This is a genomic window from Persicirhabdus sediminis (assembly GCF_016595495.1).
Classification (GTDB): Bacteria; Verrucomicrobiota; Verrucomicrobiia; order Verrucomicrobiales; family Akkermansiaceae; genus Persicirhabdus; species Persicirhabdus sediminis.
The window spans coordinates 1-13,911 of record NZ_JAENIM010000034.1; the positions used below are offsets into that span (position 1 = coordinate 1).

15 protein-coding genes are annotated in these 13,911 nt (G+C 51.1%); 10 read left to right on the plus strand and 5 right to left on the minus strand.

The features are described 5' to 3' along the window. Window positions 1-60 precede the first annotated feature (60 nt). Complete coding sequence (locus JIN82_RS06395) at window positions 61-1,275, plus strand: transposase (protein WP_200310807.1); 1,215 nt, start codon at window positions 61-63, stop codon at window positions 1,273-1,275. A 64-nt stretch (window positions 1,276-1,339) separates the two neighbouring features. Here JIN82_RS06395 and JIN82_RS06400 read toward each other — a convergent pair whose 3' ends face one another. From JIN82_RS06400 to JIN82_RS06410, 3 genes are all read right to left on the minus strand, one after another. Continuing rightward, window positions 1,340-2,263 carry a pseudouridine synthase gene (locus JIN82_RS06400; RefSeq protein WP_200310808.1) on the minus strand — a complete coding sequence of 308 codons (924 nt, stop codon included), beginning with the start codon at window positions 2,261-2,263 and terminating at the stop codon, window positions 1,340-1,342. Window positions 2,264-2,348: 85 nt separating this feature from the next. Further along, window positions 2,349-2,504 carry a small basic protein gene (locus tag JIN82_RS06405; RefSeq protein WP_200310809.1) on the minus strand — a complete coding sequence of 52 codons (156 nt, stop codon included), beginning with the start codon at window positions 2,502-2,504 and terminating at the stop codon, window positions 2,349-2,351. A 91-nt stretch (window positions 2,505-2,595) separates the two neighbouring features. Beyond that, window positions 2,596-3,111: a thioredoxin family protein gene (locus JIN82_RS06410; protein WP_234041819.1), complete on the minus strand. Its 516-nt coding sequence runs from the start codon at window positions 3,109-3,111 to the stop codon at window positions 2,596-2,598. A gap of 59 nt (window positions 3,112-3,170) precedes the next feature. Here JIN82_RS06410 and rdgB point away from each other — a divergent pair, with 59 nt between their 5' ends. Further along, on the plus strand, window positions 3,171-3,764 hold the full coding sequence (rdgB, locus tag JIN82_RS06415; RefSeq protein ID WP_200310811.1) for an RdgB/HAM1 family non-canonical purine NTP pyrophosphatase: 594 nt from the start codon (window positions 3,171-3,173) through the stop codon (window positions 3,762-3,764). Window positions 3,765-3,835: 71 nt separating this feature from the next. Here rdgB and JIN82_RS06420 read toward each other — a convergent pair whose 3' ends face one another. Together JIN82_RS06420 and uxuA are read right to left on the minus strand one after the other, a co-directional pair. Further along, entirely contained in the window at window positions 3,836-4,612 is a 777-nt protein-coding gene (locus JIN82_RS06420) for a hypothetical protein (protein WP_200310812.1), read from the minus strand. Window positions 4,613-4,718: 106 nt separating this feature from the next. Next, on the minus strand, window positions 4,719-5,936 hold the full coding sequence (gene uxuA, locus JIN82_RS06425; RefSeq protein ID WP_200310813.1) for a mannonate dehydratase: 1,218 nt from the start codon (window positions 5,934-5,936) through the stop codon (window positions 4,719-4,721). 257 nt (window positions 5,937-6,193) lie between these two features. Between uxuA and eda the strand changes: the two genes are divergently transcribed. The 8 genes from eda (at window position 6,194) to JIN82_RS06465 (ending at window position 13,905) form a co-directional block, all read left to right on the plus strand. After that, window positions 6,194-6,826, plus strand: coding sequence for a bifunctional 4-hydroxy-2-oxoglutarate aldolase/2-dehydro-3-deoxy-phosphogluconate aldolase (gene eda / locus JIN82_RS06430; RefSeq protein WP_200310814.1), 633 nt, complete (start codon window positions 6,194-6,196; stop codon window positions 6,824-6,826). A 33-nt stretch (window positions 6,827-6,859) separates the two neighbouring features. After that, complete coding sequence (locus JIN82_RS06435) at window positions 6,860-7,960, plus strand: PfkB family carbohydrate kinase (protein ID WP_234041820.1); 1,101 nt, start codon at window positions 6,860-6,862, stop codon at window positions 7,958-7,960. A 336-nt stretch (window positions 7,961-8,296) separates the two neighbouring features. Next, window positions 8,297-9,283 (plus strand): sugar kinase, encoded by a 987-nt coding sequence (locus JIN82_RS06440; protein ID WP_200310815.1) that lies wholly within the window; start codon window positions 8,297-8,299, stop codon window positions 9,281-9,283. A gap of 541 nt (window positions 9,284-9,824) precedes the next feature. After that, complete coding sequence (locus JIN82_RS06445) at window positions 9,825-10,040, plus strand: hypothetical protein (protein ID WP_200310816.1); 216 nt, start codon at window positions 9,825-9,827, stop codon at window positions 10,038-10,040. A 209-nt stretch (window positions 10,041-10,249) separates the two neighbouring features. Beyond that, window positions 10,250-11,620 carry an FAD-linked oxidase C-terminal domain-containing protein gene (locus JIN82_RS06450; RefSeq protein WP_200310817.1) on the plus strand — a complete coding sequence of 457 codons (1,371 nt, stop codon included), beginning with the start codon at window positions 10,250-10,252 and terminating at the stop codon, window positions 11,618-11,620. Window positions 11,621-11,762: 142 nt separating this feature from the next. Further along, window positions 11,763-12,296 (plus strand): dihydrofolate reductase family protein, encoded by a 534-nt coding sequence (locus JIN82_RS06455; protein ID WP_200310818.1) that lies wholly within the window; start codon window positions 11,763-11,765, stop codon window positions 12,294-12,296. A 225-nt stretch (window positions 12,297-12,521) separates the two neighbouring features. Then, complete coding sequence (locus tag JIN82_RS06460; RefSeq protein ID WP_200310819.1) at window positions 12,522-13,181, plus strand: cysteine peptidase family C39 domain-containing protein; 660 nt, start codon at window positions 12,522-12,524, stop codon at window positions 13,179-13,181. Window positions 13,182-13,269: 88 nt separating this feature from the next. Beyond that, entirely contained in the window at window positions 13,270-13,905 is a 636-nt protein-coding gene (locus JIN82_RS06465) for a CC0125/CC1285 family lipoprotein (RefSeq protein ID WP_200310820.1), read from the plus strand. The last annotated feature ends 6 nt before the right edge of the window (window positions 13,906-13,911 follow it).

The following is a 13,911-nucleotide window of genomic DNA, read 5'->3' on the forward strand; positions in this document are numbered from 1 at the left end:
CGAAAAGATGCACGGCATTTTTTAGATGCAAGCCACTGATTCTGTGCGATATTGGTGATTATGAAATCTCCAGAACCATTGCAGAATCAACAAAAACCAGCTGAGTCGAAGCCGCTGACGCCGCTGCAGCTGGCGGATTGTAAAACGGGTTTTTCTGGTGGCGCCGCGGGCATGATTTGTGCGCCGCCGTCTGGCGGACATGTGCGCATTGTTGGTGATGCTCAGCACTCCTACTGCTACCACGTGATGAGTCGCACGGCGGGCGGAGATTACCTGTTTGGCGACCAAGAAAAAGAAGCGTTTTTGCGCATCATGTGGCGCATGGCGCGCTTTTCAGGCATAAAGATCCTGACTTATTGTTTGATGGATAACCATTTCCACCTGCTCATTCGCGTGCCTAGCAGGGTGAAATTCAATGCCAAATTTGAAGCCTACGAGTCACACGGTCGGCCAGATGAAAGACCATCGCAAACCAAGCATCAAGGGGAAGAGCGGCTGATCGACCACCTGCGGACGCTGTATAGCAAAGCGTACATCAGCCAGCTACGAGCCGAGTTGGCGCACATGCGCGCCAATGGCATGGAACGCTACGCCGATGAACAACTAACTAAATACAAAGAGCGATTTTGTAATTTAGAAAAATTCGTTAAAGAACTCAAAGAGCGCTACAGCCGGTGGTATAACAAAACTCACGGTAGACGCGGTGCGCTTTGGATGGGGCGTTACAAAAGCGTATTGGTAGAATCTACTAACAAACTCGCCGAACACGAAACCGGTGAAGATTTCACCGCGCTGCATGCCATCGCTGCCTACATCGATCTTAATCCAGTTAGAGCGGGCATCGTTAGCGATCCAAAAGACTACCGCTGGTGTGGATACGCCGCCGCGCTGGCTGGCAGCAAACGCTGTCGCTACGGGCTCTGCGAGGTGATGCGTGTAGCGCAAACCAGCTGGCACAAAAACGCTCATCGCTACCGACTCTGGCTGATAGAAGACGCAGCCGTCACTGATGAAAATGCCAAATCCCAGCTAGAAAATGAACGTGCTAGAGAGGGCAAAATTTCTCCCGCCGAGCTACTACGGCACAAAATAAAATACTTCACCGACGGCGTCGCCATCGGCGGCAAAGCCTTCATCAACAATCAATTCAGAACTCACCGCAAAAAGTTTGGCAAAAAGCGCAAGCAAGGCGCAAAACCTATCACCTCAGCTGGCCAGCCAGCTGAAAGTCCTAGCAAACTCTACAGCCTGCGCGGATTTCGCGGCACAAGTTAAAGTCAAAAAATCATCGATACATGCCAGCCTAACTGGCTGGCACCATCGACTTCAGCCAAAACGCTTACTTCTTGCGCTTTTTGGCAAATTTACGTGGACCACCAGATGGCGGGCGACCACTAGATGGACGGCCACCTGAAGGGCGTCCAGATGACGGACGATTTCCAGCTGGACGTTTGCGGGCAGATTTACGCGCGCCAAATGTCTTCTTAGCTACCGTACGCTTCACGCGTCCGTCGCTATCCAACAACTTCTGACCAGTAGGAGAAATATCTGTTCGCGGCTTCGGATTTCTCTGCAGCTTTTCGATATCGCGCTCTTCCAGCTCACGGTATTCACCGGGCTCGAGGCCACCGCCTACGAGCGTGCCAATACGCACACGCACCAGCTTTGACACACGCAGGTGCACAGCTTGGAACATCATGCGGATTTGGCGTTTCAGGCCTGTCTCCAGCACCATTACCACACGGCGAGGTGAAATGCGACGAATTGACTTCGCACGAGCTTTACCCTCTGGAGTGTAGACGCCCTCGATCATTTTATCGAGCACCTCATTACCAAAGGCCTGGTTGAGAGTTACAACGTACTCTTTTTCGATGGTCTTCTTAGGATGAGTCAGCAGCTGGGCTAAATCACCATCATTAGTCATCACCAATAAACCTTCCGAATCACGATCCAGACGACCCACGTGCTTCAAATGACGCAGCTTGGGAGGCAGGATGGAATAGATGGTTTCACGGCCGAGCTCGTCGTCGCATGTGCTGACTAGCCCGCGTGGTTTGTTGATCAAAATAGCGGACACCTCTTTAGGCGCCACCAGTTTACCATCAACCCGAACGTGATCGCCTGGCTGAACTTGGACTGCCGGCTTGATGACTGGCTCGCCGTTGATCTGCACACGTGCGGCTTGAATGATTTCGTCGCACGCACGACGAGACCCTACCCCACATGAGGCTAAATATTTGTTCAGACGTACTTCTTGGTTCATGATATTTTTAAGACAAATCAACCCGTCTACGGTGCATAATTATGCATCGACAGACGGGTTGAAGGAAATAGATCGGGATTAAGCCTTACTTAACAGGCTTAGTCTTTGGTAGTCCGACGGCGCTTTTGCCCTCTTCCCATTGACCACGCTCCTTGAGAACTTTTACGCGCTCAAAACGCTTCATGACAGAACGCTTACCGCCGGCACCACCGACTGCTTTTAGTGAAGAATGCTTAGACATAGTATTAAAATTTTGCTTGAGAGCGGCGGAAGCTAGGACGCATCGGCCGCATATGCAACTGAAATTTTAAAAAAAAATAATCCACCCGCCATTATTCCATATCTTTCCGCCGGTACTGACGGCCGATATACTCGACAAATCCCTTGATATCAGGGTATTCGCCAGCAGAAAAACGCTTAAATTCCTTACCCTCGGCATCCAATAATAATACCGTAGGAACCGCCGTCACCTTGTACTTCATCATCAACTTTTCATTCACTTCTCCAATATTTTGAGGATCTTCGCGTGGCATGTCCAATTTTAGCAAAACAAATTGCTCACTCGCCTGCTCGGCAAACTCAGCTTTGGAAAATACCTTCTCGTCCATCATCATGCACGGTGGGCACCAGTCAGAGCCGGTGAAAAGCACTAGCAATGCCTTGTTTTCATCTTTAGCCAGCTGCTGAGCCTTCTCCAAATTCGTCTGCCACGCGCCATCAGCTGCTGTAGCGGCCACGGCGTCCGCTTTGCCAGCGCCACTCTCAGCCTGAGCTTGCTCCGCGCTCAGCGGCACGGCAAGCGCCCCAGCACCAAGGATCAAACACCCAACCATTCTCTTTATTGCCAATCTCATCATTTTGCTCTTTCTATCTCGAAAGTCACCACCATCCATAACATACTCATGCCATGAAGCAAATTCTCATCGCCACACGCAACGCGCATAAAACCGAAGAAATCCAAGCCATGCTCGGCAGCGGCTATCAGGTCAGCGACCTCACCAGCCAGCCAGACCTGCCAGAAGTTGACGAAACCGGCACCACATTTCTGGAAAATGCCACCCTTAAGGCGGTAGAAATCTCCCAGCTCGTTGATGGCCTCATCATCTCAGACGACTCAGGACTCGAAGTCGATGCGCTTGGCGGCGACCCGGGTGTTTACTCAGCTCGCTACGCTGGTGAAGATGGCAATGATGCCGCTAACAACGCCAAGCTACTCACTGAGCTAGCCAAACTACCAGATGATACCGTGCGCAGCGCGCGCTTCCGCTGCGTGATTGTGGTGGCGAAAAATGGCGAGCGCCTCGCCCACTTTGACGGCACCGTGGAAGGTCGCATTTTAGATGCAGAATACGGCGACAATGGCTTCGGCTACGACCCCATGTTTGCGCCAGCTGGTCACGACCAGACATTCGGCCAGCTGGGCGAAGAAATCAAAAATGGCATGAGCCACCGCGCCAATGCCATGCAGCCGCTCATCAGCTGGCTGAAAGAAAACTACTAACATCCACCCCTATCAGCAGGGACCTCGGCTTTGGCTGAAAAGTCCAAAGCCGAGTTCATTAGATTCACCTGCTAGGATTTAGGAAACATAAACTGCAACTGCAGGCGGAAGGTATAATCGCCGTAGTCTTCAGGTTTTTCTATGTTGTAATAAATCTGCGCGTTGAGGTTCACCGGTTGTTTTCCCCAGCGCATGATTTTACCAATGCCTCCACCTATCGGCACCACCCAGCGGTCGCTAGAATCCGCATTCCAGTCAGCGGTGAAAATTGGCGCCGACACCACATACCAGCCATTCTCCATGTTATAGTTCACAAAAACCTGTGAGTAAAAAAGATTGAGATCACCAGTATCTTCAAATCCCCAAGTATTACTAGCAAGCCCACCAGCTACCCATTTATCCTTGATGTAAACACCCACCGCGGAAATGCCCGCGCCCCATTGGTCAAAACCAAAATCTTTATTTCCTGTTGGAATATTCACCGTTGGTCCCACACCCCACGTAATGTGATTCACCGGCTCCTTTGGCGAAAACCAGCCAGTAAATGAGGTATCACTAATGCCATTCACATTGCCGCCTCCAAATGGATCCGGAGCACTAACTACAGGGATGATTGTCCGCGTGATTAGGTTCCAATCGTCACCCAGCTCAAATGGCAATACCGGCTGGATATTCAGAGTGTTAGACACATCGCCGTCACGATTCCCAAAAGTTGTATTGTTCTGGAACGGCAGGCTAATCATAGAGGCCAGCGGATTCTGCGCCGCAGCTGCCAGATCCTTACTTTGCCCAGCGGCAACCATAGCTGAAGCTAGACTTAAGACGGTGAATACAAATGATTTTTTCATTACAAAAAACACACTAATCACCAACACTCTAGCGACAACACAAAAAACCCTGACCTCGCTGAATACTAGCGAAGTCAGGGTACCTGTTTCCAACCAAAGAAATTTGTTAGCTCAGGCCTGAACGAAGAATACCTAACTGCAGTCCGCGAAGTTCTGCTAGCCCGCGCATTCTGCCGAGGCAGCTGTAGCCAGGATTATCCGCAGCTGGTTTGGATAGATCATCTAGCATGGTATGCCCGTGGTCCGGACGGAATGCCAGTCGCCAATCAGCGCGGCCAGCAACGTGGCGTTTTTTCATCTCCTGTAGAGCCGCCTTCATCACTGCGTACATGTCTACTGAGCCTTCAAGGTGGTTAGCTTCGTAGAAGCTGCCATCTGGCTCGCGCTGCGTACTACGCAGGTGCAGCACGTTGATGCGGTGACCGAGGCGCTGGATGATCGCAGGCAGGTCGTTGTCAGGAATTGGGCTGAGTGAGCCAGAACAGAAACAAAGTCCGTTAGCTGGGCTATCAACCATTTCTACTAGATCTACCAGATCCTGCTCAGTGCAGATGATGCGCGGCAGCCCCATGATAGAAAATGGTGGATCATCTGGGTGAATCGCCATGCGCACACCAGCTTCTTCACAAGCTGGAATAACTGCCTGCAGGAAGAGCTTAAGATGCTCCTTCAGCTGGGCGCGATCAATATCATCGTACTTGGCTAACATCGCCTTAACTTCATCAAGAGACAGTCCCATTTTACAGCCAGGAAAGACGTCAATGGTATTGCGCTCAAACACGGCAACCTGCTCGGCGCTCATAGATTCGTAGAAGTCTTTGGCTTTCTCCAGCTGCTCGGCGGTGTAGTCGGCCTCAGCCCCCTGACGCTTGAGCAGATAGATTTCAAAGGCAGCAAACTTCACCGGATCAAAACGCAAACACTCGGAGCCGTCATCCAGTTTATACTCCATATCAGTACGCACCCAGTCGAGCACTGGCATGAAGTTATAGATAATAACCTCAATGCCTTCAGCACCGAGGTTTCTGATAGTTTCCTGATAGTTAGCGATGTGCTGCTGGTAATCACCCGTGCGAGTTTTGATGGCTTCTGAGACTGGCACGGATTCTACCGCTGACCATGTTAGCCCAGCTGCAGCCAGTTCGTCGATGCGCTTGCGGATCTCATCACGGCTCCACGCCTCGCCATAGGCAATGTGGTGCAGAGAAGTGATCACACCTTCACAACCGCACTGGCGGATATCCTGCAAACTAACTGGATCACTTGGACCATACCAGCGAAACGATTCAACCATGCCTTGTGGCAGCTCATTGAGTTTACTCATAAGTGCAATGTGCACATCCAAAATTGATTTGACGACCCAAAAATTACTAGAGAGTCGCATTTTTGACGCACTATGTCATTTAGCACAACTAAAAACGAGCATTCACAACACCCCCACAAACATTGATTTATAAACGATTACAAAGATCCACCACTCCTGTTAATTCATTTTTGCGGCAAAAAGATTATATTTAACGACACTAAAATTAATTAAATTAATGCTCGCAAAATGATGCAGAAGTAGGCAAATACAAATTTATGACAAACGTTATCGAACAACTAGCACAACACCGCATCGTACCAGTAATCGCTCTGGATAAAGTTAGCCAAGCAGCTCCACTAGCTGAAGCCCTGGTAGAAGGTGGACTTCCAGTGGCAGAGGTTACATTCCGTACTGCTGCAGCTGCTGAATCTATCAAGATCATGGCTGAGCGCGGTGACATGATCGTAGGTGCGGGCACTGTCCTCACAATCGATCAAGCTAAAGAAGCCGTCGATAACGGCGCAACATTCCTCATTTCTCCGGGCATCAACCCAAAAGTAGTGAAGTACTGCGTGGATAACAACATCATCATCACTCCAGGTATTTCTAACCCAACAGACATCGAGCTCGCTCTCGACCTCGGCCTGAAAGTAGTGAAGTTTTTCCCAGCTGAAGCAGTAGGTGGCCTGCCACTTCTCAAGGCTGTAGCTGCTCCTTACAACATGATGAACTTCATCCCAACAGGTGGCATCAACGCTAACAACGTCACTAAGTACCTCGAGTTCGACAAAGTGCTCGCATGTGGCGGCAGCTGGATGGTTGCTCCATCGCTGTATGAAGCTGGCGATTTCTCCAAGGTGGTAGAACTCACTAAAGAAGCGGTTGCTGTAGCGGCTTCCGTTAAATAACGAATCACATAAAACTAACACCCAATAAACATTATGGCTATTGATATCAAATCAGCAGAATCCTGCCAGTACGATCTGGTTTCTCTCGGCGAAGTCATGCTCCGCCTCGATCCAGGTGAAGGACGCGTTCGCACCACTCGTAGCTTCCGCTGCTGGGAAGGCGGAGGAGAATACAACGTAGCGCGTGGATTCCGCCGCTGCTTTGGCAAGCGCACAGCTATTGTTACCGCATTTGCTGACAACGAAGTTGGACGTCTGGTAGAAGACCTCATCCTTCAGGGTGGCGTAGATACTCAGTTCATCAAATGGCGTGACTACGATGGTTTTGGTGGCGCCGTTCGCAATGGCCTCAACTTTACTGAGCGTGGCTTTGGTGTTCGCGCAGCTAAGGGTGTTAGTGACCGCGGTCACACTGCCGTTTCTCAGCTCAAAGTGGGCGACATCGACTGGGATTACATCTTTGGTGAGTGCGGTGTGCGCTGGTTCCACACTGGTGGCATCTTTGCCGCTCTCTCTGAAACAACTGCTGAGCTGGCTATCGAAGCCTGCAAAAAAGCTAAAGAATACGGCACCATCGTTTCTTACGACCTCAACTACCGTCCATCACTGTGGAAATCACAAGGTGGCCAAGATCAGTGTCAGAAAGTGAACCGTGAAATCGCCAAGTACGTCGACGTAATGATCGGCAACGAGGAAGACTTCACTGCATGCCTCGGCTTCAAAGTAGAGGGTGTTGACGAAGAAAACATCACAGGCCTCACCATTCCTAACTTCAAGAAGATGATCGAGCAAGTGCTCACTGAGTTCCCTAACTTCAAGGCGACTGCGACTACTCTGCGTGACGTTCACACAGCTTCTATCAACGACTGGGGCGCAATCACATGGCACGACGGTGAATTCCACCAAGCTACTCAGCGCGATCGCTTAGAAATCATGGACCGCGTTGGCGGCGGCGATTCATTCGCATCTGGCCTGATCTACGGCTTCATGACATACAACGACGCCGCTAAAGCTGTAGAATACGGTGCCGCTCACGGAGCGCTGGCGATGACCACACCTGGCGACACAACTATGGTAACTCTACCAGAAGTTGAGAAGCTTGTTGGCGGTGGCTCAGCTCGCGTTGACCGCTAAGGTCATTTTTCTAAACCCCCTCCCTATCAAGTAAAGTCACCCCTCATCAGCCGCGCTGGTGAGGGGATTTTTATACCAGCTAGAAACAAAATAATAATCCCTTGTCACATAGCCACTTATGGTAAATTGACTGCCTAAATATTAAATATTGAAGCTCCTCAAGCAGCTAGATTTCTCCTAAATTTAGATCAGCTCAACGACAACGTACTCACCAATCGTTGGGCCCAATTACATTCCCCAAAAAGCAGCTCGCCAGCTAACAAGCTTGCGCTAGCTGAAGCTCTCATAACACCCCCACAGGTGAGTCATCATTTCAGTGTTTACCCATTTTTTGTTATGGCTCTAAAAATTAAACCGCAGAACTCTTGTCAGTTCGACCTCATTGCCCTGGGCGAAGTCATGCTCAGGTTAGACCCACTTCTGTCACCTGTACGCTACGCCAAAAGTTTCGACTGCTGCGAAGGTGGTGGCGAATATAATGTGGCTCGCGGACTACGCGCTAACTTCAACCTGCGCACCGCTATCGTTACTTCGCTTGTCGACAACGAAGTCGGCCATCTGCTAGAAGACCTCATTCTTCACAGCGGGGTGAATAGTCACCTGATTCGCTGGCGTGACGAAGACAGCCAGCTGCGCAATGGCGTGAATTTCACCGAGCGCGGCTACGGCCAGCGGGCGGCTCACGGTGTCTCAGACCGCGGTCACACCGCCGCTATGAATATGCAGCCAGGAGATGTCGACTGGCATTACATCTTTGGCAAATGTGGCTGCCGGTGGTTTCACACAGGCGGCATCTTCACCGGGCTATCAGATAGCACCGCCCAGCTAACTATCGAGGCCTGCAAGATTGCCCAACAATACGGCACCATTGTCTCATTTGACCTCAACTACCGCCACTCGCTCTGGCGCGACCGCGGTGGTTTTGACGCCCACGAAAACCTCTGCAACAAAATTGCCAAAAACGTTGATGTCCTGATTGGCGACGATAGCCACTACCAAGACTTCCAGGCCTGTGCGGCCACCAAACGCACCGTGCATACCGCCTGCAGCAACGACTGGTACGCCGTTTCCTACCATCAGGGAAAACGCTGCGAGTCCACCCATTTAGATAAGCTAGAAATCCTCGACCGCGTTGGCGGTGGCGACTCCTTTGCCGCCGGCCTGATCTACGGATTCATGAAATACAATGATCCAGCCAAAGCTGTGGAATTTGGCACTGCCCACGGCGCCATCGCCATGACCACTCCCGGCGATACCACAACCGCCACCATTCCCGAGGTGAAAAAAATCGTCGCCGGCAAACCTGCTCGTATCGAAAACTAAGCCATTTCACCCACTAAATTATCCAGCTACTGGTGGCCTAGACGCCATTCCAGCCGCTAGATGATCACTGACCAAAATCTCCAAAAATGCATATTTGTTTAAATCAGCTAAATCAATTCACGTAATAAATTTCTTTTTTTCAAAATAATTTCTACCACTGCAATCTCATGCATCATTGGTAAAATCTAGCATGGCAGCTAGAAACTAACGAAACGGGTGATTAAGCCTATTCAAGCTCACTTGACGCACGCCTATCTCTCGCTATTTTTTATAACATCACAGTTCCTTTTTCATCGTCGAATCAGCTAAGTCATTCACAGATGAAAATAACTTAAGGTTTACAAATCTCTCCACGGCTCGGCCAGCTAGTCCATTAATGGTCAGGAAGTAAGAGAATCCATTGATCCACAAGTTAACAAGAAATCTTTATCATTAATGAATTCTGAATTTTGTGGACAAGAATGTGAACAAGTGTGTAAAAAACCATTTAACTTCCCAATCTAGCAATGACCTAATTTAAATTCAACAACATTATAGAGAAATGAATACTACAATTGGAAAAAGAAGCGCGATCAAACCACAACGCAGCCACACTGGCCTACGCCTCAATGCCAAACAAATCGCTCGCTGCATGAAATACGAGCACGAGAGCAATGACCCAGAAGGCACCATTTATCTAAGTAAAGGACGCGGCTGCGAAGAAGTGAAGATTGATTGGCTAGGCGAAACTAAAACCGCCTGGATCAAACGCCACTAAGCAGCTAGGGAGAGTGCTTCCTCCCACCCGGCATGAGACCAACGACATCAGCTAGATGCCTGCGCTAATCATTTATAGCGGGCAAATTTGTCGCTGCAGGCTCACGCCCACCATTTGTATTTTTCATCTTCCAGCTAGAATGGTCAGCTTGCGGCCAGCTAGCTGCGAAATCACTTTATCAATCGCCCAATAACAGCTATTTCAGCTCTGTGAGTGATTTGTACCAAAATTTAGTCTCCCTACTCGGAGCCGGCAAAGTTTCCTCCTCAGCCGAGGATATTACCACCTACTCTATCGACCGCTGGAATGCCTCCGCGCCTCCCGAGGTCGTCGTCTTTGCTGAGTCGACCGCTGACGTGTCAGCTACGCTCAAGTATGCTCATGAGCACGACATCCCCGTTTACGGTCGCTCAGGCGGCTCAGGCTACACCGGCGGCTGCGTGCCAGTAAATGGAGGCATCGCTCTAGCGCTCGAGCGCATGGATAAAATTCTCGAAATCAACCCGCGCGATGGCATTGCCCGCGCCCAGCCAGGAGTGATTACCAAAACGCTCGCCGACACCGTGCGCGAACACGGCTGGTACTACCCGCCAGATCCCGCCTCACTCAAAGAATGTGGCATCGGCGGCAACGTCGCCACCAACGCTGGCGGCCCACGCTGCCTGAAATACGGTGTCACCCGCAGCTACATCCTCGGGCTGGAAGTGGTGCTCGCCGACGGCTCCATCATGCACACCGGTGGCCGCTGCCATAAAAACAAAACCGGCTTCGACCTCGTGGGCCTCTTCTGCGGCTCAGAAGGCATGCTCGGCATCATAACCGAGGTCACCGTGCGCATTATCCCACATCCACAAACCCGCGCCATGCTCGGTGTGGCCTTTGCAGATTTCACCGCCGCCGCTGCCGCCGTCAATGCCATCCTCGACTCCGGAGTACTGCCTAGCGCGTTAGAAATCACCGACGCTTTCACCCTCGAAGCCGCTAGAGATTACCTAGGCGAAGACAAACTACCGCCAGGAGATGCCTATCTGATTGTCGAGATCGACGGCCAGCTAGATACCGTGGCTAGCGAAATCCAATCACTCAAATCCTTCATCGAAGGGCTCGGCGCACTGCGTATCGACCTCGCCCCAGACGAAGACGCCTGCGAAGAAATCTGGCAACTGCGCCGCGACTTCTCATACGGACTGCGCAATACCGGCATGACCAAACTCAACGAAGACATCGTCGTGCCGCGCTCCAAGCTCGTCCAGCTAGTAGAATACTGCCAGCAGATCGAAGCCGATACCGGCATCCCCGTAGCCTGCTTTGGCCACGCCGGCGATGGCAACATCCACACCAACCTCATGGTGGGCGACTACGACGACCCGAAAACCAAACAAAGCGCCGACAAAGCCGTCGACCAACTCTTCCAGTGGGTGCTCGCTAACGACGGCGCCATCACCGGCGAACACGGCATCGGACTCGCCAAGAAAAAATGGGCCCAACAAGCGCTCGGTGAGACATCATACCTACTCCACCAACGCATCAAAAACGAACTCGATCCCAAAGGTATCCTCAACCCAGGAAAATTCCTCTAAGACTAGATCGTTAGAAAAAACTAACCACCTCCACAGCCGCAAGCCACCTTGCGGCTTTTTTTCTATCAATGACCAGCCGCCAGCTGGAATGGTCACGGTAAAATAATCTCCAATTATCGCAAAACCCAGCTAGACTCGATCAATGGCTAACATCGTCTACATTGCTACCAGCCTCGACGGCTACATCGCCGACAAAGAAGGCAAACTCGACTGGCTTCACAGCATCCCTAACCCCGAACTCGATGATTTTGGTTTTGCTGCATTCATGCAGCGCATTGACGCCATCATCATGGGCCGCACTACTTTTGAAACCGTCTGCAGCTTCGCCTGCGAATGGCCCTACCCAGTGCCCGTCTACGTGCTCAGCCATAGCTTAAAAGAAATCCCAGCTGGCTATCGTGACAAAGCTCAGCTGCTAGCTGGCACGCCTAGCCAGATCATTGCAGCGGCAGCTAACAATGGCCACCATCAGCTCTACATCGACGGTGGTAAAACAGTACAGAATTTCCTCCAACAAGGTCTCATCGACGAGCTCATCATCACCACCATTCCCGTCCTGCTCGGTGGTGGCACACCATTGTTCTCACCGCTAGACCAACAGCAAAATTTCCAGCTAGAAAAAAGCGAAGTCCTGCTCAATGCCATGGTCAAAAACCACTACCTGAGAAAAGACTAACTACTCATCACAATGCGCCGCGATTCGCGCGCTCTTTGATGGCCCGCTCTCTCTCAGCATCAGCATTCGCCACCCTAGCAGCCTTCTGGCTAGTCTCTCTGCATTGCGCGAATAGCCAATACAGGATGGTTCCCATGATGTTGAGGAACAAGATCACCATCAGCTGAGCTGAAGCTGAAACAAACACCTATCAGAAGGAAGCTAGCCATCGCTACAATTTCATCTTTGTTAGCGCTGCCCGGCCTCAGCTTCTCCTTATATTACCTTCATCTCATTGATCCTCCCGCGTGGTATTTTCAATTTCGCTCACTGCCAGCTAGCGAGCTCTGCCTGATATTCATCGCTCTACCAGCTGGAATTCTAGCCAGCTGGCTACCCAAAATCCTCCGCACCGCGCCCGCTCTGATGCTGATCATCGTTGTCACCGTGCCATTTATCAAACCCATCTTTGGCTCTATCAAAGACGACGATTTCAAAGAGAAGTGGCAAGGCAAAGTCTGCCAGCAAAGCACACCTTCAACGTGTGGAGCCGCCTCCAGCGCTACCATCCACAGCTACTTTGGCACGCCAGCTAGCGAACAAGAAATAGCCAGAGATGCCTATTCCTACACTGGCGGCACGGAAGTTTGGTATCTTGCTAGAGCACTGCGGTCACGCGGCTATCATACTAGCTTTCACAACCACGCCCAGCTAGATGAACACAGCCAGCTGCCCGCCATCGTGGGGGTGAAAATGGGGCTGATGGGCCACTTCATCGCCATCCTTAGCTACTGCAATGGGCAACTCAGCGTGGCCGATCCACTGCGCGCTGAACAAACCATGACCATCGAGCAGTTTCACCAGAAATACCATCACACTGGCTTCATCATGACTGTCAGCCCTTAGCTCTCTAGCAGCTGACATTTACGACACCTCAAAGATAGACTAACTGTTTGCTAGACACAGCAACGGTGCGCTCCTATGAATGCTCAGCATGAAGGGTAAGTTATTTAATTTGTTAAGCTTGGTGGCCATCGCGCTTGGCTGGCTTGGTCTATCTAGTTGTTCCTCGCTGATTGGCAGTGACTACCGAGCTGAAGTTTCGCGCCCGCAGCAACCGTGGGAAGGAACATCAAAAAATTGGGGTGGTTATTCCGACAAACCCCTATCACCTACCAGCTGGCAAGTTAGCTACCGTTGTTATAACGAATTCACCGAAGCGCAATGCAGACAACTCTGCCTGCTCAGAGCCGCCCAACTCACCGTGCAACACGGCGGCTCGACATTTGTTGTTAGCGAGGAGAAAACCAGCACCCGCTTTGAATACTCAGACATCCCCGCGCACGAAACCCCAGGGTTTTATACCAAAGAAGGCTATCAGACCTACAAACAACTCCCTAACGGCGAGAGCATTCCCGTCGTCCAGTACCGCAATCAATGGGTGAAGGGAGAATCTATCCCCGCCCACAGAGTGAAAAACTCTATCATCGAAAGCAGCATGACCATCCAGCTAACAAATAGCAGCCAGCCAGCTGGAAACAACCACTACAACGCCACCCAGCTGCTCGAAGACGGCAGAAAAAATTGGCCCCACCTCCCCAAATCCGCCCTCGCGCTGGGGACGGAGTAATCTAGC